We start from the raw sequence: 22,187 nt of genomic DNA, 5'->3' as shown, positions 1-22,187 counted from the left end.
CTCAAACTATGATGTGAGGTCTATATATTCTTATGAAAATTCTTCAAAAGAGTAGATTTAAATATATTGAATAAATTCAAATTTCACAATATTTTACGGTGGAGATAGCAAAGACTACATAGATTACCCACTATAAAAAATCTAAATAACATGAATTGAATTAATAGGGGGCGAATAGTGGGAAACCATTATTTTAGTCATTTAATTTAATTTGGAATAAGCCTATTCGAGATCACTCTCGAGTAGGCTTATTTATTTTTACAAGCAACACCTTTACTTATGGTTCCCGTAATGCATCTAAATGATATTTTTATTTTTCATTGATCAAACTATCAATTAAACAATTTTTGTTTGATATCCTTTTGTTTATTTTTCGGAGGGGTAAGGTCTTTTGGAATTAGGGTTGTATAAGTTTCCCCGTCGAGTCTTTCAGCTAATTCTTTTTTAGCATTATCAAGTAATTCTGGGTTTTCAAGAGCTGAAATAGCGGTACATGCCATTGCTTTTCCAGCTAATAACATGGCGTCATGGGCGTAGCTTTCTTTACCTTGCGCGACGGCCTGCCAAGTATGAAAGGGTGTTCCAAATGCCCAGGTGGAAGTAACACATTGTGCGGTTGGAACATTCCAGCTAACATCGGCAACATCTGTAGACCCTCCCATAAATGTTTCTTTTTCTGAAAAAGGAACGATAAAGTCGGCAATAGGTCGTTCTGCTAATTGAGAAGCTCCTTGTTTCCCAACTTGTAAAGCTGCCGCACGCTTCTCCTCGTCATTCAACGTATCATAGATTGTTTTTGCATAGTTTATATCCTGTTCAGTAGCAAGAGGAGCTCCTATTTCCTGCATATAATGGTGCATCACTTTTTCAAGGGTCATATTAGGAATTAAATTATGGCAGGAACCTTGAATTTCGAAATCAACCTTCGTTTGCGTCATAAGTGCCGCACCGCGGGAACAGTTAACTACCCTGTCATAAAGCTCTTTTACCTGATCTGGTTTCGGTGCACGGATTAAGTATGTCACTTCCGCCTCAGCCTGAACGACGTTTGGAGCCAATCCTCCTGTATTGGTCACAGCATAATGAATTCGAGCTTCATCAATCATGTGTTCTCTCAAATAATTGACTCCAACATTCATTAGTTCGACTGCATCTAAAGCACTTCTTCCTAAATGTGGTGATGCAGCGGCATGGGCACTTCTCCCTTTAAATTTAAAGTGTGCATGGATGACCGCATTGGCAGTGGAGTTCATGACAGCATTCATTGTTGAAGGATGCCATGAGAGGGCAGCGTCAACATCTTTAAAAAGACCGTCTCTTGCCATAAAGGTTTTCCCGTATCCACTTTCTTCTGCTGGACAGCCAAAATATTTTACGGTTCCACCAAGCTTATTTTCCATCAAATAATCCTTAACCGCAATAGCTGCTGCTAAGGAACCTACTCCCAGCAAATTATGTCCACAGCCATGGCCATTTCCATTTTTAATAATGGGCTTAGATATACTGCTGCGTGCTTGTTGACTTAGCCCTGCCAAGGCATCATATTCCCCGAGAATCGCAATGACCGGATGACCAGATCCATATGAGGCGATAAAACCTGTTTCAAGACTAGCTATTCCCTTTTTTACAGCAAACCCTTCTTTTTCCATTGCTTCGCTAAGCAAATCAGCTGAACGGAATTCCTCAAATCTGGTTTCTGCAAACTCCCATATTTGATCACTTAGCTGTGTAAACTTTGTGCGTTTATTATCTATTAAATTTGTAATTTTTTCTGATAGAGTAGTCAATTTTTCCATCTCCTAAATTGCATTATTTTCGAAAGAAGGAACCTCATTCTTCGTGCGAATTAAAAATAAAGATCCCGCACACAATAGAGCAAACATAATCAGCATTATAAAAGCAACTGTATAAGAACCGTCAAAAGCGTCGACTAAAAATCCTATTAACATCGGAGTAAGAACCCCAGCGAATTGGGCTCCAGTATTAATGAACCCATTTGCGGTACCTACAACCTCTTCAGACAGCATTTTTAATGGAGCTGAGATGATCAGAATAATATTAAACGACATGAATACAGTAACAACACTCTGATAGACAGCAAACATTGCTATATTTGGTGCATAAGCCATTAAATATAGAAAAACCGCCGTTAATACTGCAAATACAGCTGCAATTACCTTATCTTTCCCTTCAGGTAATTTATCCAAAATATAGCCGCTTACAATCATTGCAATAATTCCTGCAAACGCTGGAATAGCTGAAATATACCCGACTGATGTTAAGTCGAGATGGCGTTCCGCTACTAAATAAGTTGGCATCCACGCCATTAATCCCCATTGCACAGCATAAATGGCAAAATAGGCGATGAACAAATTCCAGATAATCGGAGTTTTTAAAACTTCTCTTAAGGGTGCTTTATTTTTTGAAGGGTTTTCACTTTTTCCTACAGTTGAATCTTTCCGCTCTTTTATGAAAAATACATAGAGGAAGGCAAATATAATACCAATGGCACCCGCAATATAAAAGATTGTTCTCCAACCGATACTTTGCATGGACTGGGTACCTATTATTGGTGTTATTACCCCCATAATTGTCCCAGAAGTGAGCATGAAGGACATGGCACGGCTACGTTCATTTTGTGGAAACCAACTCGCAATACCTTTTGACGCAGATGGAAAAAAGCTGCCTTCCCCAAGTCCAAAAAGAAATCGAATGAGGATTAAGGACATGAAGGACCACGCCATTCCCGACAAAATCGTGAAGACGGACCAAGCAAAAACAGCCATGATAATGATTTTTCGGAAACCAAACCGATCTGCGAGCCACCCACCGGGAATTTGCATTAAGGCATAACCCGCAAAAAAGCTGCTTAAAACAATTCCAGTCTGGGAGGCACTTAAATGTAGATCCTCTGAAATACCTAAAATCGCATAATTCATAAAAAATCGATCAAAGTTTCCGATTGACCATCCTAAAAATAACAAGATGATAATGACATACTTCCAGTTCTGCGACAATTTAGATACCATATAATTCCTCCTAGCGAAATTAGTTGAATTCTGTATTATTATATAAAAATTCTAACTATTCAAACAATGTTTGATTCTATATAATAATTACATAAACTATGTGGAGGTCTACATATTCCTATGGAGGATGTATAAAGTGGAAACATTGATGAAAATCAAACAATTTTTAGTGGGAGACTGTTGCCTTTCACATTTTCAGCTGTGGCAAAGCCTAAAAGGATTAGATTTTTCATTGGTTTTATCTCATCATTTTGACAAAGAAACACCCATACCAGAAAGATTTTCAAGTGAAAATATTCACACCCATGAAAATTACACCGATATTTACTATCATTATGCCAATCATACAACTATAGTCCTCAGGCTAAGCAAATCATCCGTATTAAAAATTGACAGCAAGCAAAAAATTAAACCGATAATTGATTTACATTACTTGCAAGTCATGCTAGATAGAGAAAAATATATCAGGAACAAAATGATGGAGAGCATCCGTGATATATCCGTACACGAAGATTTAGATGACTTGTTAAAAAAAATATTAGAAAATGCCTTATCTGTTATACCTGTAGCTAATATGGGTGTTCTATGGATATACGAACCAAGCTTAGACGTGCTTTTTCCTAAAGCATGGACAGGCGGTCCTAATGAAGAAATTGGAAAAATGAGAATGAGGGTTGGGGAGGGAATTATCGGGAAAACCTTTAAAGATAATAAATCTTTTATTCTTACAAATATAGAGGGAATTCTCTCAGAATCCTCTAATATTTCACCAGGTAATCTTTTTCATTTGTATAACTCTGTCCAATTTGATGATTTACAATCCATTATTTCAGTGACAATAAAGGTTGAGGAGAGTACTTTATGTGTTTTGATCGTCTACCAAAATGGTACTTATCCGCTTTTAACGAAAGATGATCAACAACTGTTAGAAAGTTTTTCCGATCAGGTTTCTATTGTCTTAAGAAATTCGAATCTATACCAAAATCTAAAAAAACAAAATGACCTTTTAATTCAACGAGATACCATACACAATTCTTTAATAAAACTGTCTCTTCAAAGTAAAGGTTTACAAAAAATCGCAAATGAAATAAAAAAGATGATAAACCATCCATTAATGATAGTAGACTTAACAGATGATCAATTATATTCAAGTCCAACCCCATGGAAAGTGGAGCTTCCTTCAGAGCTGATAAAGATAAATACAAAATTACCAACTCAATCTTTTTTTACTGAGTCTTATAATAGTCAGTCATTGTATATTCACCCTATTATTGCTATCGATGTACCCATTGGAATAATGGCCGTAGAAATGGAGGAAGATGACCTTTTTCCTTTAAACAAAATGATTATTGAACAGGCAAGCTCAGTAATTGCATTAGAGATTATCAGAAAACAAACATTAGTGGATTCTTTTTATCAAAAAACAAATGATCTATTTAATGATTTTATTCAGAGCCAAGAATATAACCTGATACGAAAGAAGGCCATTGAGCTTAGAATTAATGATCATCCCTATTATATGGCAATCGTAATTCACCTACATCCACATGCAGATTTCCATTTTGTTAATATGCAAATGCACAAACTTATTGCCCAAATTAAAAAGCATTTAGGAATATTTGTTTCAATCGTTTTTGGTTATGGAAATAAAGTGAACTTGGTATGCCAATTTAATAACTTTGCAGATCAAGATTATGTTAAAAGGAAATTAGCGCTTATTCATTCCAACTGGATTAATGTGCATGAAGAATCGCTAAAAATAGGGATGGGTACCTGCTATCCAAGTATGAATAATATAGCAAAAAGTTACTCTGAAGCGGATAAAGCCCTTTCTTTTTTGATCTCGAGGCAGCTTAAAAGTATCATGAATTATCAGGATATTGGCATAAATCATCTTTTTATTCACCAACCCATTGATGACTTGAACTCTTTTGTAAATGAAGTTTTTAATCCCCTCCAATCTGAAAAAGACGGTACTTTGGATTTAGAACAAACCCTGCTTGCCTATATGGAGAACGACCGTCAAGCTACACAAACAGCCAAAAATTTGCATATCCATGTTAATACTTTATATCAAAGGCTAAAAAGGATTGAAGAAAAGCTTCAAATCTCCTTTTCAAATCCAGAAGACATTTTAAAAGTTCAACTTGCATGTTATTTAAGAAATTCAATCGTCTCACTAACCTGACTACCGCAATATTGCCATTAACAGTTTGTTAAGCTGTGCAGTTAAGAGAACTTTCGCTTTTGCAGCAAACGGGGTAAAGTGTTACTTGAATTATGGCGGGTAATACCTTGCAATTCTGCAAACTTCGATCATTGTAAATAGTTCTCCTTTTACTGTCTCTGCTGTAGCCAACAAGACTTTTGAAGAATCACTAATCTACTTATCTGCTACAAATTGGAGCTCTATAAGATAGAACCTATATATTAAAATGTTAAAATGTCGGTATAATTACATTATTCAGTTAAATTGTTTTCCCCCTAACCCTGATTGCTAGGGGACATTGGTTCTTGTCTACTAACGTAGCAAGGGACCAAGCAAACACTTTAAAAATTTTGTACATGGGGAAAACCGTTTGTAAAAGGCTTTAATACCTTAAGGAGGAGAAAAAGTGAGTCGAACGAAAAGCATCATTTCACTTAAAAATATTATCTGGAAGCGAAATGGAAAGCTGTTATTGAATGGGGTCTCATGGGAGGTCAAAAAAGGGGAACATTGGGCACTTCTAGGTCTAAATGGATCAGGGAAAACATCTCTTTTAAAAATGATTACAGGTTATCAATGGCCGAATAGTGGTGAAGTGTCCGTTTTAGGAAATCTTTTTGGAAAAACGAATATTCCTGAACTGCGGAAATCCATCGGCTGGGTCAGTTCCTCATTAGATCAGGAATATCAGTCACGCCCAAATGATACAGCACTTGAAGTAGTTTTAAGCGGAAAATTTGCTTCAATTGGATTATATGAGGAAATTACAGAGGATGATGTAAACAAAGCAAAAGCATTACTTGACCAATTCAGAATCAAATTTTTGTCTAACCAATTTATCCACACACTCTCTCAAGGTGAAAAAAGAAAAGTAATGATTGCAAGGGCCCTCATGTCTTCACCGCAATTATTAATCTTAGATGAGCCTTGCAATGGACTGGATATTTACTCTAAAGAAAAGCTGTTAGCATCTATTGAAGATATGACTGCTGCACCGAACGGCCCAACCATTTTATATGTTACACATCATATTGAAGAAATCGTACCATCTATAACCCATGCTATGTTAATCCATTCGGGGAACGTTATGGGTAAAGGAGAAAAAAGGGACGTATTAACCGAATCATTTTTGGAAAAGACCTTTTGTGTCCCAGTCAAAGTAGAATGGGAGAATGAGCGTCCCTGGATCCGGATTAAATCCCTGTTATTTTCTGAGAAAAAATAAACCTAGTATGCTGAAGAGTAAAGTTAAGCATTCGTAATGGTAAAACTACAAGGTGAATATAGACTCATTTCCATGGAGGCCTAATTAAATAACTTGATTTAGTAAGGCATAATAATTCGTTAGGGCATCTTAATATATCCTAATATGTAGAATGGTAGGTGTCTCTATAAGGGAGACGTCCCCCTGTGTTACTCCATTAAATTGAGTTAAAGCTGTTACATTAAAAGTCATAAAAAACGCATAATCACGCGGGTTAGTTAGCATGTGTTAACTTACGTTAAACATGTTACAAATTAGTGGAAATATGGGCGTCATGATGTAATAAGCGGTTAAAACCTTGTTATATCAACGTCTAGAATGATAATATGCTATTCTTGTCCTCGTTTTTTTTAAAACACGGCAACCTGTGACAAAAAAGCTAACTATAGGAGAAGGTCTTTCATGAATTTGCTAAACTGTTGGGAGGCCTTTTCTTCCATATTGGCTCATGTAAGCATAGATATTCATTGTAGTATTAATATCTGTATGTCCAAGTCGCTGTTGTATTTCTTTAATGCCGACTCCAGTTTCAATCAATAATGAAGTTTGCGAATGTCTAAATGAGTGTGGAGTAATGTTCTTTTCTATTTCTGCTTTTTTAGAAGTCTTTTTAGCCGGGTCTCAATAACTTTTTCTTCATTGTGGATGCCCATTCTCTCAAGAAGGAGCCTGTTTTAAAAATTTGGCAACCAGGGTATTTCTATATAATTACAGTTAAAAAGTGCGATAATTTGTACTTGTTGATTTTATAGAGGCTGAAATATAAAAAGAAGGCCCAATATAATAGAAAGTCTATCAGTTCAAATGTACCAATGAAAAAGGAGTTGACCCCGTAAGGCCAACCCCTTGCAAACTGTTATTTTATTGTAAGCGTTACAGAATTATAGTTTTTCCCATTACTAAGTGGATTGTAGTTTTTCTCAATGTTTCCTGCGGCGTCCACAGTGAAATAATTGATGGTTGTAGTCTTTTCAATTTTTAATGTTTCTGCAAATTCACGGGTGCCGCTTAATTTAATTTTAGCTGATTGGAAGGTTGGGCGGCTGCCGTCAAGCGTATAATAAATCGTGGCTGGCTCACTTGTTTCAATCTTAACATCAACCGGACCTGTGTATTTACCGTTTCCAGGTGTAGCTTTTGAGGAAGGCGGCTGATGGTCTTTTGCACTGTTGTAGGCTACTTTCATTAAGCCAATCAACCCATTGGCAAATTCCATTGCTTCTTCATGACCTTCTGCAAAGGCTGGCTGGAATCCAACTGCCTGCCATCTTTTTGTATCCTTATTCCATAAATCTGCCCCTACTTCGAAGTTCCAGGCATAAATCCCCTTTTCATACCATAGGTAGTCCGCAGAGTTACCTGCAGCAGAGTATAGTACGTCAGGAATTGGACCTGTACGACTAGGTAGAATGACCGTTCCGCGGTGGTCTTGAATATCATTTAAGATGTTATCAGAAGCTGCCCAGTAAAACGCTTCTTCACCAGCTGATGGGCGTGGCAGTGTTGTACGTTTTGAATCGTAAGCACCAGGGGACCACATGAAGTAGCCGCCATAACTATGAATATTCATTGCAAACTTAATATTTGGGTTTTTGTCGGCAAGCCAGACAAGGTTTCTTCCTTCAGGCTCAGAATTTTCAGCTGGTCCAGCGTAAGTATCTCCCGTGCAACTTGTACCTCCGCCAATATAGCCATCAAAAACGGAACCAACAGAATGGTTGCGGTTAAGGTCAACTCCCCAATTATTACGGTACCCGGGATCAGAGGCAGTGGGACCACAGTGATTGGTCATATTTTTACGTTGCATATTGTAATCATTTAAGCTGTAATTAGCACCATCAGGGTTTACTGAAGGTACAAGGAATATATCAAGATTATCAACAAGCTTTCTTGTCTCACTATCTTGACTATAGTTTCGCAGTAGTCTTTCCGCCGTTTCGATTGTTACGAGTGGGGTCACCCATTCACGGGCATGCTCCTGAGCATATCCAAGAACACCTGGTTTAGAACCGTCACGATGCTTGCCGATTCGGATCGCTTTTACTGTGAAAGGATCACGGGAAACGTCTGCCCCAGCTTTCAAGCCGTCAGTTAATATCGCAGCATTTGTGGTTGGTGCGACAACACCAGCACCAGTATTACCGCGGTATGTAGTCGCAGTGACAAGTTGGCTAGCATTCTCATTCAGTGCTTTAACCACTTGTGCGGCAGTACTTGTTGCCTTTCCTGACGAATCAGTAGCTAAATCCACAAAAATCTTGGTACCATCCACAGTCACTTTTAGTGGTGCATTATTGGTTTCCGGATTCTTGAATTCTACCGATACATCATTCCCGCCTTCATGTCCCCATGCTTTTGAGGAAACAACAACTGCGAGATTGGTCGTGCCGCCGATAGTTGCTTGGGCAAGACGTCTGTAACCATTTGTTTTATTTGGCATATCAATGATTTCTACCAAGTTAGGGAATTCTTTTGAAAGTTTTTCGGCACGTTCATATAATTCATTTGGTGCCATATAGTGGTCAACAAAATCCGTAACATAATCTGTTTTTGGATGTTTCGGCTCTTTCCCTAACCATTCAGTAATGGTGCTCGTAGCTGTTCCTCCAAGATTACTTTCAATTTTAACGGATGAAGGAATGGCGCTAACTGGTAAAAGCAAATAGTGATATAAATATTCACCGTAATCTACCAATCTAGAAAGCGTAGCAGATTTTTCCTCACCGTTCTCGGTCCAAGTTGCTTTAAGTGCTGTGCTAGCAGCCGCACCGGCGCTTGATTTTACTTCGAGATATAGGAAGGTGCCTGATTGATTTGTAAAATGGTTTGCCCTAAGGACTTTAAGTGTATCCTCGGAAGCTGCCAGACTGGCTTGCAGCTGGACAGTAGATTGCCGCTCTGCCACGCGTGTCCTCCATTGATTTTCGGTGATCAGGGTCTCTTTTACATTGATGCCAAAGGTCTTTAACATGGCAATTTCTGTTGGTGTGACAACGGCATCCACTTCATAGACTCCGTCGTGTGCTTCGATTCTGTGGGTAAGGTCAATTCCAAGCTCAAGAAGCTTGTCCTTTGCCTTATCATTTGGTACGACAAGTTGAACAATTGAGACCGATTCTTTCTTAGGAATCGGCTGGTCAGGTTGTTCGACCGCTGCAACCGGAATACTTAGGCCTGTATAAAATGTAGAGAACCCTAGTCCGGTTATGGCAGTCATCACCACTAAATTCCTTTTCCATTTCTGCTTTTTCTGTTTTGTCAAAAACTGCACCCCCAAAATGCTAAAAATTTTAATACAAGCTTATTGTAAGTTGAATGTACTTAATATCTTGTCGTAAAATCAGGGGCAGTTAAAAATCCGCTCTACAAAAATTTTATTGAGAAAATATAATACTTTATTTTAGAAGATTGAATTTTAGACTGTTTTTCCTATTTAAAAAGTACTGCGCCACACGAAATCCAGTAATTTTAGGAGTACAAAATTACTGGATTTTATTTCATTATAATTCCTATAAACTGTATATTGGTAATCAACTGTTTTAATTGTTTAATATTGTTTAATATTGTTGCTGTTTGTTTAATTTTGTAAAAGGAAAGTTGTAATATATTCCATGTGAATTGCGGCTCTATTGTTAAAAACCATCAAATGCCTATCAACCTTTGTGCCAGTCCAACATTTAATAAAGAAACAAGAATTATTATGAATAGGAATGATGGGGAATGGCAAAAAGAAACCGAGGAAAATCAATCAGCCACTTGCCTTCAAATGGCAGAGGGACATGCCCACTGTGTGAAAGAACAGGAGTAAAGCTTCTCTACCCGCACAAAACTGAAACAAACCAAACCATCAAAGTCTGCAAAAACTGCCGCCATAAATAAAAATCTCATAGTAAAAAATCACATTCAGCAATTGACCGTAAAAATTGCAACCATGGAAATGGTGGCTATTACTATGGTAAAAGTGCTACAAGCAAGTAACAACCGCACAGAAGCAGAATCTGCTATTAAAAAACCGAATATAGTCTATTACATGAGAATGCATGAGAATCTATTGAACTCTAGTAGATTACCATATATTCTCTTTTTTATTATTATCAAGCGATGGTGATCCAGAGAAAGATTGAAAGTTCACTGGAAGAGGAGGCGAACCAGGCATGGTCCAACTTGCCTGAGGATCAACGCCTTAAGCGGGTGTTTTTTTTAGAGGCTCTTTTCGTAAAGATTGTTGTTTTTAAAACGAAACCATTTAAGGTTGATTGGAGCGGAAGTGCGAGACTCCTGCGGGAGCAACGGGACAGGTGAGACCCCACAGGCGTTTACGCCGAGGAGGCTCACCGCCCGCACCAAGGAAAGCGAGCATCTGGAGGGGAAATCAACCACAACTCACTACCTGGTAAATAGCAACAAAGTATGTGAAAACAGCCTTTTTAGAAAAGACATCGATTTGGAAAAAGGACCAGTTTGTCCGTACTTATATCAATGAGCGTTTTGTGGAACGGTTTAAAAAGAAATGGAACTTGGTAAGTCAAGGAAGGCCATGCTTTACATTAACATAATGAATGATAAAAATATTTACATTCTTTAATCCAATAAATCCACATAATATCAGTAATTACTTCAGTTTTCCAATCTTATTTCATGGTTTCAATCATAGAACTTTACCTAACAACAAAGTTGCATCAAAAAACCATCTAGCTGAAAAAAGCCACAAAAGTCCTTGCAAACAAGTGTACAAGGACTTTTATAAATTACATAAAAGAAATAGCACCACTAATAATAGCTAATACTGTTAAGATTAACGTTGTGAAGATGGCCCATTTGTATGCGAATTTCTGATATTCTCCAAGGTCTTTATCAACCATGCCAACTAATAAAATGGTTGATGCAACAAGTGGACTCATTAAATGAGCGGGTTGTCCCAATATAGAAGCACGAGCAATTTCCAATGGGCTAATACCATAGGCTGATGCTGCTTCTGCAAGAATAGGGAGAACTCCAAAATAATAGGCATCATTCGATAAAACAAAAGTGAATGGCATACTTGTAATGCCAACAATGACAGGAAAAAACTGTCCTAATGAAGCAGGTATTATCGCAACCAGTCCATTAGCAATAGCATCAACCATTTTTGTACCGGAAAAGATTCCTGCAAATACTCCTGCCGCAAAAACTAATAGAACAACAATTAAAGCGTTTCCAGAATGTGCTAAGATACGTCTTTTTTGCATTTCCAGATTGGGGTAGTTAACCATTAAAGCTATAGCGAAACCGACCAAAAATAAAATGGGGGAAGGAACCAATCCCATAATAAGCATGACCATAATGCCTACCACAATTAATAAGTTAACCCACAAAAAACGAGGACGTTTAATGTCAATATGAGGAAATGTTTCAGTGGCTTCATTTTCAACAGTAGCAGCTATTTCATTTTTGAACTCTTCTATGTGTATTACACCAAGTCGTTTACGTTCTCTTTTCCCTAAAATAAATGCTACGAAAATAACCCAAAGAGCACCACCGAGCATGGTAGGAATAAGTGGAACAAAAAATTCGGATGCATCAAGTCCCAATACTGCTATTGCTCGGGTAGCAGGTCCTCCCCAGGGGGTCATACCACTCATAACACTTAAAGCCAGCATGGCTACAGTGGCTAAAACCAATGGATTCATACCGATTCGTTTATAAAGTGGATACATAGCTGAAACAGTAATGATATACGTTGTTGTACCGTCTCCATCTAGGGCCACAAGTAATGCAAGAATTGTGGTACCCATCGAAATTTTGACAGGATCTCCCTTGACAACTTCTAATAACTTTTTGATAAGTGGATCAAATAAGCCCGTATCTATCATAATGCCAAAAAACAATATGGCGAATAATAATAGAGCTGCAGAAGGAGCGACTAGCTTAATGCCTTCCATCATCATAGTGCCAATTTTGCTTCCAAAACCACCAACTACAGCAAAAACGATCGGAACTAAAGTTAAAGCAACAATGGGTGATAAACGTTTGGACATAATTAAATAGGTAAAAACGGTAACCATGGAGATGCCTAAAATTGTAAGAAACATTAATAAATCCCCTCCCAAATTTCGAAAGCGCTTTCAATTGATCTCTGGATGACTAAGAATTAATTTCGTGACTCTTCATAAAAAATTAACTGGTAGATTAATAAGTTTTACATTATGCTTATGCGCTTTTCTTAATTAAAGGTAATACAGGGAGAACAATAAGTTAAATACATATTTTTTTTGTGATGGTATCAAAATAATTTATTCTTAAAAAAAAGATTGGAGGGAAGAGAGCAAAGAAAGCCAAAGGATAAGTGATACAATAAAGAAATTTTTAAAAATTTAATGCTATTTTTAGTATTTAAAAAGAAGGTCATCATCTTAATATTGTGAATGATGACCTTCTTTTCTTTATAAATCAGACTTTTTCAGTGTCCTTGAGCAAAGCTCTCTCCTTTTTTAATTAACATTTAGTTTTAACGTTACTGATCTTGTCTTTTTTTCTTAAACTTAATTTTAATACCAATCTTAGTAATGGAGGCACTGCGGCATAAATAAAAGCCATCCGAAATAGTTGATAGCTGGTAACAGTAGATACATCAGCATTTACTTCTTGTGCAATGATTCCCATTTGATCCATTCCACCAGGGGCTAAACTTAAAAAACCCGTAATAGCCGATAAATCATAATAATGGGTCAGTAGAAAACTAAAAAACATTGTTGCGCAGATCAAAATCAGTCCGTTCATCAAAGCAAATAATAAGGTTTTTCTTTTGTTGTCAAGTTGTTCCGGTTTTAATAGTAAACCGATATAACCGCCAACCATAAATTGAGATATATCAAGAAGTGAAGGAGGAAGTGGTGGTCCCTGCAAACCTAAAAGACCTATTGCAGCAGTAACAATTACTGGTCCTAAAAAGTAAGGAGCTGGTAATTTGAATATTTTACCTATTCTTGCTGCGAGAAAACAAATAAGCGCGAACAGAAAGATCAGAGGAAATAAATCACTCCACTCTGGAATAACGTTATCCATTATATTAGAGGAATCATTGGTACGATTCGCTGCAAAAATGGGACTGAAAATTAAAAGGGGAACTAAGAAAACAACCATGATCACTCTTGTAACATGGAAAAAGGTTACGGTCGTAATATCAATACCTTTCATTTCTTCTGCAAACACAACAATTTGTGACAAACCTCCAGGTATACTACTTGTTAAGGAGGTAGGATAGTCAATGCCGGAATATTTTGACATAACAAAAGCTGAACATACACACACAAGGACAATTAAGGTTGTAAGGATCAACATTGAGGGAAGGTGACTAATCATGTCAGACAGTGAGCTCTTGGTAAAAGAGATGCCAATTGAATAACCTACAATAATTAATCCAGTATTTCTCATCGAAACGGGCCAAATTAATTTAACGTTTTTGAAACGTGATGCAATTAATAGGGCAGCCATTGGACCTAGAAGCCAGGGGATTGGCAACCTGATAAGAGAGAAAAGGCTGCCTCCAATAAAAGCAGTTAGAAGTGCAGCTGAAAATTGGATTGTCTTGCTTGCATCATTTAAATCCCACTTTTTCATGTTAATTCTCTTCCTTTGTACTAGTTTTATTTCGATTCGTCTTATTTCTATTGTTTAGAATCATTAAGAAAATCAATAAATGCTTTTACTTGGGCCAAATCCATAGTCACATCTCGGTAAAAAACCCAAGTTTCTCTAAGCAAAAAGCTATTATCGCTTAATACAATGGGGAAAGTATACAGTGGTTCATCATCTTTAATACAGATTTCTGGTAAAATGGCATATCCTAAACCATTAAGAACCAGTTCCTTACATGTTTCAATCCGATCTACCTCCATTGAAATCTTAGGTGGTACCGCAAATGTTTCCTGCCACCAGTTTTCAATAGTATTTCTTAACGATTGGTCTGTCTGATAATTAACTCTAGGAAGAAAAGGAAGTTCTTTTAATTCAATTTTTTTACTGGAGGCAATGCAAATCTTTTCTTCTTGAAACAACACTTTATTTTCCTGCCATTTGTAAGGACCTCTAACGATCCCGAGGTGTGCTTCTTCTTTTTGAAGCATCTGATGAATTTGAGAACTCCATCCAGTTTTCAAACTGATTTCAACCTCTGGATATAGGGTTAGAAATTCTTTTAATAATACTGGTAGTTTATATCGGGCAAACAAGCCAGATACACCCAAGCGCAAAGTTCCTTTTACCTTTTTATCCAAATTTGAAATATGTTCTTTTGCAGCTCCTAATTGCTTACGCATATTTTTCGAATATTGTACGAGGTATTCCCCTTCAACTGTAAACTCGACACCTCTTTTGCCTCTAGAGATTAAATTTGTTTTGAATTCTTTCTCCAGCTGTTTTATACGATAGGATAAAGCTGGCTGAGAAAGAAATAGTCGTTGTGCTGCTTTTGTTATATTCCTTTCTTCGTAAAGAGTAATTAATATAAGCCAGTCTTTTTCATCCATAAAATTTTTCTCCTTTAACCATAAAAAATATTTATGGGTAATTATAAAAAATGATAATTTATTTGATTTCTAAAAGTATAATACAACTATTGAAAAAAGAAATCTATCTTTTTATGTAAATCAATAGACTCACTATAGTTTTGCGTTGCCAGCATTCTTTCATAAATTTTTTCTATGGCAATGAATAAAAAAACAATATTATTTTTATTCATTATTATCACTTATTATTTACATGAAGCGTTATCACTACTTATCAGGAGGGGTATAGATGTCGAATACACGAAATTATGATGTAGTTGTAGTAGGGGCAGGAAATGCAGCTTTATGTGCCGCAATCTCAGCAAAAGAGGGAGGTGCTAGAGTTCTTGTATTAGAACGGGGACCTGTGGAAAAGCGTGGAGGGAACTCTTTCTTCACGGATGGAGCCATTCGTGTGGCATACAATAATTTAGACGCAATCAGAAATATAATACCTGAATTAACAGATGAAGAATCCGAGTTAATTGTAATGCCTGAATACACGGAATCCGACTATTACAATGATTTAATGCGGGTAACAGGCGGACAAAGTAATCCTGAGTTAGCAAAACAGCTGGTTTCTAGATCGTATGAAACAATTGCGTGGATGCGTGATCAGGGAATAAAATTTGAATTGAATTATGAAAATCAATCTTTTGTACAAGCTGGCAAGCGCATTTTCTGGGGGGGACTGCCTATCAAAACGGAAGATAAAGGCGTTGGCTTAATGAGACGGCTCTTTGCGCGGACAGAAGAAATTGGCATCGACGTTTGGTACGATTCACGTGCTGTGGAGCTCGTATCAGAGAATAACACAATATCTGGTGTCGTAGTTGAGAAGGATCATACAATAGTGACGGTTCAGACATCCGGTGTGATTTTGGCTTGTGGCGGCTTTGAAGCCAATAAGAAAATGAGAAGTGAAAACATTGGTGAAGAATGGGAAGCGGCTATTGTTCGTGGAACCGAGTTCAACACAGGAGACGGCATTTCCATGGCTATGGCAGTAGGGGCTCAAAAATTTGGGCAGTGGTCTGGATGTCATTCTATTGGTACAGATTATAATGCGCCAAAAGTAGGGGATTTCACGAAGCCGGGAGATATTTTTAAAAAGCATTCTTATCCGTACAGCGTCATGCTTAATAATGAAGGAAAACGGTTTGTTGATGAAGGAGCAGATTTGCGAAATTACACTTATGCCAAATATGGCCGTGAGGTATTAAAACAGCCTGGACATGTGGCATATCAAATTTATGATGCACAGGTACGCCCGATGCTGCGTAAAGAATATGACCTTGAAGAAGCGACTTTTTATAAAGCAGATACGCTTGGAGAGTTGGCTAGTTTACTGCCGGTCAATCAAACACAATTCCTTAAAACGATCGAAGAGTATAACAGTGCGGTACAAGATGGCGAGTATAGACCCGCAGAGAAAGATGGCAAAGGAACGAAAGGAATTACCCCTCCTAAATCCAACTGGGCACTTCGAATAGAGCAAGGTCCATTCTACGCTTTCCCTGTAACGTGCGGAATCACCTTCTCGTTCGGCGGTTTGCATGTAAATGCAACAGGTCATGTGTTAAACAAAGAAGAACAACCGATAAAAGGTCTCTTTGCGGCTGGTGAAATGATTGGGGGGATTTTTTATGAAAACTATCCTGGTGGATCCGGGTTAATGTCTGGAGCGGTCTTTGGAAAATTAGCTGGTTCATCCGCAGCCCACTATATTCAAGAAAAGGTTGAAGCGGTCAATAATCATTGAGTCTTCTCCTTGCATAGTTAATTAGATAAGAATTTGTTCGAAAAATCTAGGGCTACATTAAATAGAAGAATGAAAAACAGCCAAGGCTTAAAAAAGTTCTTGGCTGTTTTGTACTTCAAATATTAAAAGTCTTTATGCATTGACTAAAACTCATATCATATAGGGATATGAGTTTTAGAGTATACTTTAATCGTCTAGATGGCCAGACAATATGATTTTTCTTCTATTTTAGCACCATCTGAATCGATCAGATGGGCACTATCGCGCATGAAGTCAGCGCTGATTTATCAACAGTTACCAGATATCAACTATTTTGTATGATATATATTTATATAGCTGTTCTTCCTATGCTCCGATTGATGCTAAAATTGAGCCAGTGAAAAAGGATACCATTCAATAAATAATGGGTTGGTTTGTGGGTATTTTTCCCTGTAACAAGGATGATAGAAAACAATTAGTTTTCTTTTTGGTTAAATACCCAGTAACCATGAAAATCTGGATTCAGTATATCCTAACTTGTAGTATAAGGGTGAGCGCTCCCCCCGGAAAATTTTCATCTATTCTCAATCCTAGTTTATAATTGAATTTTGTAGGCATCGGTTAGTTGGAGATACATTATAGTCTGGGCTCTATTGAAAACTCACTTATACAAAACAAGGATCATTGAAGTAAACTATTTCGGAAAGAATTTTAGTGCCTTTCATATTTTTGAATAGTTCTTTCGCTTCTTTTTCTGTGTCAAATTCAAAAATTTTAATATTTCCTTTTAAAAAGACAGTGATGACCCACATTGAAAAGCCTCCAAGTGATAGATAATTTTTTTTGCTGTAATTTGCAAATCAATTCAAATCAAGCTAATTGATAGGAAAGCTCGTAATTTTTTTTCGTGTACACATATCCCTCTAATATGATTCTCGCTGTACGTACCACTTTAATAGCGCGTATGTGTCCTGCCAAAAAATCAACTTTTGTTTCCATGATCCCTGCCGGGTGGGCTAATCGAAAAATTTCCTGTTTAATGTTCACCATCTCAGATAAAACCGTTTCCTGTAAGTAAGCCCCTGCTGTTGCACAGATGGCCCCTGTAATAGCAAGCGCTTGATGGGGCTTTTGCATCGACATCATTCGGATCATCAAATCCATCTCTGACGCTTTTCTTTCCGATCCATTTAGATCTACGTAATCCATAGGAGGAGCAATTAGGGTCATTTTAGGAACAGCAGGAGATTTGACAGTTGCTGATTTCTTATCGGAAAATTGACACATTTCAGCTGCAATCGACCGGATTTCTTCTAGCTCATTTAATTTTTCCTGTGAATAATCAGTGGGCAATTCGCTTCCGTTTAGACCAATATCCTGTGCCCTTACAAAAACAAGTGGATTGGCAACATCAATGATTGAAACTTGAATAAGCCGATCCTTCGTTTTAATCATGTCAATTGGATTTCCTGTAGGGAATAGTTTTCCTGTAACTGCTCCTTCAGCACGAGTAAAAGAAAGATAGATTGGTGATCCTTTACCAGGCACGCCTGGAATTGAGCAGCTGCCTTCTTTTTTCACTTGTCCATTTTCAACCTCAACTTCTGCAATAATCAGTTTTTGTGTATTGGTGTTAAAAATTTTCACCGTTGTAACAGGTTCTTGTATAGGGACTAATCCTTGCTCAATTGCGTAAGGTCCTACAGCAGATGAAATATTCCCACAATTTCCTTTAAAATCAACCATTTGATTATCGATGCTGATCTGCGCAAATGTATATTCCACATCGAATTCCGGTGATTCTGATTTTTTGATGATCGCTGCTTTACTTGTCAATGAATTCGCTCCTCCAAGACCATCGATCTGTCTCCGATCCGGACTGCCCATCACGTCAAGTAAGAAATCTTCCCAGAGTGAGCGATTCGAAGGCATATGTTCAAAGTTAAGGAACACACCTTTACTTGTCCCGCCGCGCATTACAACTACAGGTACTTTCATTGTATAACCACCTTTTCTCAAATCAATATTTATAGCACTACCGGTTCCTTTGAAAATATAGTATGATAAGTTCATTCATAAGTAAAATACATATTTTTTAAGTAAAAATGATAAAAAAACTTATAATCCAAAAATCGGGAGATGGTTAAGTGGACGAAAAAGATTGGATTGCGATAAGGGTACTATATGAAGAAAAAAACATTAGCCGTGCCGCAGAGCGTTTATATATATCGCAGCCGGCGCTAACGTACCGGCTAAAAAATTTAGAAAAAGAATTTAGCACAAACCTATTTTTCAAAATAAAAGGAGGCATTGAGTTCACTTCAGAAGGGATACATTTAGCGGGCTATGCGGAAGAAATGGTGAAAAAGTTGCAAAAAACGAAAGATTATATGCTGAATATGAAAAATGAGGTAAGAGGAACGTTAAGGCTTGGCGTTTCCAGCAACTTTGCCCAATATAAACTACCAGAAATATTGAAAAAGTTTTCAACACAATATCCTTATGTACAATTTAATGTGAATACAGGGTGGAGTACTGAAATCATGCATCTTCTGGATTCCTCTAGTGTTCAATTAGGCATACTGCGTGGAAATTATGAATGGTATGGAATCAAATCATTACTGCATAAAGAAAGACTTTGTTTAATTTCTAAGAAAGAGGTAGACTTGGATAATTTGCCGGAACTTCCATTCATAAATTATAAGACCGACAGTTCTTTAAAAAACTTAATAAATGGCTGGTGGCATGATAGATTCCCGGAGCCACCATTTGTAACTATGGAAACGGATCGGCAGGAGACGTGCAAGGAGATGGTCAAAAATGATCTTGGTGTTTCCATTCTGCCGGAAATATGCCTGCAGCCTTCAGATAATTTGCATACATACGGGTTATCCTACAAAAATGGGAAGCCGGTATTAAGAAATACATGGTTAATGTATAACCAGGATTCATTAAAACTCTCTACTGTGAAAAACTTTATTGATTTCTTGAATAAAAATTCCAATCTTTAACGAAAAAGCACTATGAAATCATTGAAAATTTCATAGTGCTTTTTTGGATTTCTTAATTTAATACAAAATGGATTATAAGTTTTTTTTTCGAAAAAGTAAAAAAAATATGTATTTCACTTATTTGATGATATGAACTATTCTAAAAATAGAAAATAAAGCAACTGGGAACCAGAAGATATTATATAATATTTTTTAACTATTCAAACTTTTTCATTTGGTTTGTAAGCGGTTTCTTTAATGGGAGGGAATTCATATTCTTACGTTACTTGGAATTTCAATGGTCGTTGTCTTCACTTATTTAATCATGTCTAAACGGTTATCACCTGTTAATTCTCTAGTGGTCATTCCAATTATCTTTGCATTAATTGGCGGATTTGGTCCAGAGCTCGGAGATATGATGCTCGATGGAATAAAGGTTGTCGCACCTTCAGCCGCTTTGCTATTGTTCGCTATTTTGTTTTTCGGAGTTCTGATTGACGCTGGATTATTTGATCCACTCATTAAAACCATGTTGAAAATCGTAAAAGGGGATCCGGTAAAAATAGCGTTAGGTACAGCAGTAATCGCAATGACCGTTGCCTTAGATGGTGATGGTACCACGACTCATATGATTACGATTTCCGCTATGCTGCCTCTTTACTTACGCCTTGGTATGAATCCACTTATTCTTGCCACTATTTCTATGCTGGCTGTAAGTATTATGAGTGGCATGACTCCTTGGGGAGGGCCTGCAACAAGAGCAATAGCATCTCTAGGTCTGGATGCAAATGAATTCTTTGTTCCGATTATCCCAACACTATTCGCAGGTATTGCAGCTATTCTTTTTACCGCTTACGTACTTGGGAAAAAAGAGCGCAAAAGGCTTGGTGTTGTTCATATCAAAGCTGCACCTGAAATGAAAGGAGCTCTGGCTGAAGCAGCGGTAGCTTCCGCCATACAAGACGATTTAAAGCGCCCTAAATTAATATGGGTCAATCTTTCGTTGACGCTCACGGTTATGGTCATTCTTGTAATGGGCTTAGTGCCGGTACCTGTGTTGTTTCTAATCGGATTTGTGCTTGCTTCAATCATTAATTACCCTAATCTAGAACAGCAAAAAGAGCGAATCGTGTCACATGCAGGAAATGCTATTACCGTCGTCACACTAGTATTTGCGGCTGGTATTTTCACAGGGATCTTTTCCGGAACGAAAATGGTAGATGCCATTGCAAATTCATTAGTGGCCATCATTCCGGATTCTTTAGGCTCTTTTTTACCGATGGTCGTTGCGTTCACCAGCATGCCATTTACGTTCGTTTTATCCAATGATGCTTACTACTTTGGTGTTTTGCCAATTCTTGCCGAAGCAGGAGAAGCTTATGGGGTGAGTCCTTTAGAAATTGCCAGAGCTTCCGTACTGGGCCAGCCTGTACATTTCTTAAGTCCACTCGTGGCATCGACTCTTTTACTGGTAGGGATGGTAAAAACAGATATCGGGGAACTACAGCGGTATGCATTTAAATGGGCTCTAATTTGTTCATTAGTCCTTATCATTGTTGCTATCTTGACAGGGGCTATTATTTAAGTACAATGTTATCTAATAAATTCTTCGAACTTAAACAAAGTAGGGCTGTGCCAAAACCAATTATTATTAGTGGTTTTGGCACAGCCCATTCTTTTATTTAATTCCAGAAGTTTCGCCGCTAGCTTGAGTAATTATTTTTACGATTGTTTTCGCAAGGTTCATAACCGTGTATAGACGAGTATCATTTAAAAATTGCATCGTTGGCAGCGGATCTATATAATTGACCATTCCTGTAATATGATAATCTCCAACTTCCGGCAATACTTTTTTTAAAGCTTTCCCAGGGACAAGAGGTCCATCCTTCAAAAAAACATAACCGACCTGGTTTTGATTCCCTAAACAAGCATCCACACTAAAAATAAGAGGCTTTTTGAATTGTTTTTTTATTTTTTTCAATGTGTCTTTTAAATTAAATGCATGAACGGGATTTTCCAAAGTACCGTAAACACGATAAGGCACCGTATGTTCTTTAAGCATTGTCCCGACTAAAGGGCCTAATGAATCCCCAACTGATCGGTCTGAACCAATGCACAGAAAGATTACATCTTCATTTTGACATCCAGAAGATTGAATAATCTCTTTGACTTTTAATGCTAAGCAGTTTATTTCTTCGCCTTTTGTTTCCACAGAACAAATTGCTCCTCTTCTTGTAAATTAGACTCATCTTAATTCCCCTGTGTCCTATTATACGAACAAAAAGGATATCATGCATGTAAATATAAGCATATGCTAGAGAATGATAGTTAACACTCTGAAAAATGGCAGTAATTCAAAACATCCCCTTTAATTTATTTGGCGAGGAAGTGGGAGTTGGTTTACAACTAGAAAACGTAACGACTTTATT

15 protein-coding genes and 1 pseudogene are annotated in these 22,187 nt (G+C 37.4%); 6 read left to right on the top strand and 10 right to left on the bottom strand.

Annotated features, from left to right (window positions below; translation table 11 throughout):
- Positions 1 to 332: 332 nt before the first annotated feature.
- Both J7I90_RS22825 and J7I90_RS22820 read right to left on the bottom strand, forming a co-directional pair.
- Positions 333 to 1,787, bottom strand: a complete 1,455-nt coding sequence (locus J7I90_RS22825; RefSeq protein WP_251025431.1) for a M20 family metallopeptidase — start codon at positions 1,785 to 1,787, stop codon at positions 333 to 335.
- Between the two features lie 12 nt (positions 1,788 to 1,799).
- Positions 1,800 to 3,029 (bottom strand): MFS transporter, encoded by a 1,230-nt coding sequence (locus J7I90_RS22820; RefSeq protein WP_214773886.1) that lies wholly within the window; start codon positions 3,027 to 3,029, stop codon positions 1,800 to 1,802.
- 136 nt (positions 3,030 to 3,165) lie between these two features.
- Here J7I90_RS22820 and J7I90_RS22815 point away from each other — a divergent pair, with 136 nt between their 5' ends.
- Both J7I90_RS22815 and J7I90_RS22810 read left to right on the top strand, forming a co-directional pair.
- Positions 3,166 to 5,217 carry a helix-turn-helix domain-containing protein gene (locus J7I90_RS22815; protein ID WP_214773885.1) on the top strand — a complete coding sequence of 684 codons (2,052 nt, stop codon included), beginning with the start codon at positions 3,166 to 3,168 and terminating at the stop codon, positions 5,215 to 5,217.
- Positions 5,218 to 5,644: 427 nt separating this feature from the next.
- Complete coding sequence (locus tag J7I90_RS22810; protein WP_214773884.1) at positions 5,645 to 6,463, top strand: ABC transporter ATP-binding protein; 819 nt, start codon at positions 5,645 to 5,647, stop codon at positions 6,461 to 6,463.
- Positions 6,464 to 6,885: 422 nt separating this feature from the next.
- Here J7I90_RS22810 and J7I90_RS22805 read toward each other — a convergent pair.
- Positions 6,886 to 7,134 (bottom strand): annotated as a pseudogene (locus J7I90_RS22805) (tyrosine-type recombinase/integrase); the annotation flags it as partial.
- 224 nt (positions 7,135 to 7,358) lie between these two features.
- Positions 7,359 to 9,764 carry a M14 family metallopeptidase gene (locus J7I90_RS22800; protein WP_214773883.1) on the bottom strand — a complete coding sequence of 802 codons (2,406 nt, stop codon included), beginning with the start codon at positions 9,762 to 9,764 and terminating at the stop codon, positions 7,359 to 7,361.
- An 842-nt stretch (positions 9,765 to 10,606) separates the two neighbouring features.
- Between J7I90_RS22800 and J7I90_RS22795 the strand changes: the two genes are divergently transcribed.
- The gene (locus J7I90_RS22795; RefSeq protein ID WP_214773882.1) at positions 10,607 to 10,804 is read left to right on the top strand and encodes a hypothetical protein; all 198 of its coding nucleotides are present in this window, start codon (positions 10,607 to 10,609) and stop codon (positions 10,802 to 10,804) included.
- Between the two features lie 446 nt (positions 10,805 to 11,250).
- On the opposite strand, the gene J7I90_RS22790 is transcribed toward J7I90_RS22795, so the two are convergent.
- From J7I90_RS22790 to J7I90_RS22780, 3 genes are all read right to left on the bottom strand, one after another.
- Entirely contained in the window at positions 11,251 to 12,573 is a 1,323-nt protein-coding gene (locus J7I90_RS22790; protein WP_214773881.1) for a CitMHS family transporter, read from the bottom strand.
- 403 nt (positions 12,574 to 12,976) lie between these two features.
- Complete coding sequence (locus tag J7I90_RS22785; RefSeq protein WP_214773880.1) at positions 12,977 to 14,101, bottom strand: AbrB family transcriptional regulator; 1,125 nt, start codon at positions 14,099 to 14,101, stop codon at positions 12,977 to 12,979.
- Positions 14,102 to 14,148: 47 nt separating this feature from the next.
- Complete coding sequence (locus tag J7I90_RS22780; RefSeq protein WP_214773879.1) at positions 14,149 to 15,009, bottom strand: LysR family transcriptional regulator; 861 nt, start codon at positions 15,007 to 15,009, stop codon at positions 14,149 to 14,151.
- Between the two features lie 268 nt (positions 15,010 to 15,277).
- Here J7I90_RS22780 and tcuA point away from each other — a divergent pair, with 268 nt between their 5' ends.
- Entirely contained in the window at positions 15,278 to 16,789 is a 1,512-nt protein-coding gene (tcuA, locus tag J7I90_RS22775) for an FAD-dependent tricarballylate dehydrogenase TcuA (protein ID WP_214773878.1), read from the top strand.
- Positions 16,790 to 17,433: 644 nt separating this feature from the next.
- Here tcuA and J7I90_RS22770 read toward each other — a convergent pair.
- On the bottom strand, positions 17,434 to 17,580 hold the full coding sequence (locus J7I90_RS22770; RefSeq protein WP_164468794.1) for a hypothetical protein: 147 nt from the start codon (positions 17,578 to 17,580) through the stop codon (positions 17,434 to 17,436).
- A gap of 58 nt (positions 17,581 to 17,638) precedes the next feature.
- Positions 17,639 to 18,766, bottom strand: a complete 1,128-nt coding sequence (locus J7I90_RS22765) for a 2-methylaconitate cis-trans isomerase PrpF family protein (RefSeq protein WP_214773877.1) — start codon at positions 18,764 to 18,766, stop codon at positions 17,639 to 17,641.
- 149 nt (positions 18,767 to 18,915) lie between these two features.
- Between J7I90_RS22765 and J7I90_RS22760 the strand changes: the two genes are divergently transcribed.
- Together J7I90_RS22760 and J7I90_RS22755 are read left to right on the top strand one after the other, a co-directional pair.
- Complete coding sequence (locus tag J7I90_RS22760; RefSeq protein ID WP_214773876.1) at positions 18,916 to 19,779, top strand: LysR family transcriptional regulator; 864 nt, start codon at positions 18,916 to 18,918, stop codon at positions 19,777 to 19,779.
- Positions 19,780 to 20,032: 253 nt separating this feature from the next.
- A complete protein-coding gene (locus tag J7I90_RS22755; RefSeq protein WP_214773933.1) occupies positions 20,033 to 21,343 on the top strand; it encodes a CitMHS family transporter in 1,311 nt (436 codons plus the stop codon).
- Between the two features lie 93 nt (positions 21,344 to 21,436).
- Here J7I90_RS22755 and yyaC read toward each other — a convergent pair whose 3' ends face one another.
- Positions 21,437 to 21,970: a spore protease YyaC gene (gene yyaC, locus J7I90_RS22750; RefSeq protein ID WP_098186968.1), complete on the bottom strand. Its 534-nt coding sequence runs from the start codon at positions 21,968 to 21,970 to the stop codon at positions 21,437 to 21,439.
- Positions 21,971 to 22,187: the final 217 nt, after the last annotated feature.

This window comes from Bacillus sp. ISL-57 (genome assembly GCF_018613135.1).
In the GTDB taxonomy this organism is placed as follows: Bacteria; Bacillota; Bacilli; order Bacillales; family DSM-1321; genus Peribacillus; species Peribacillus frigoritolerans.
Note: the sequence above shows the minus strand (reverse complement) of the source record. Positions and strands in the feature narration are given on the sequence as shown.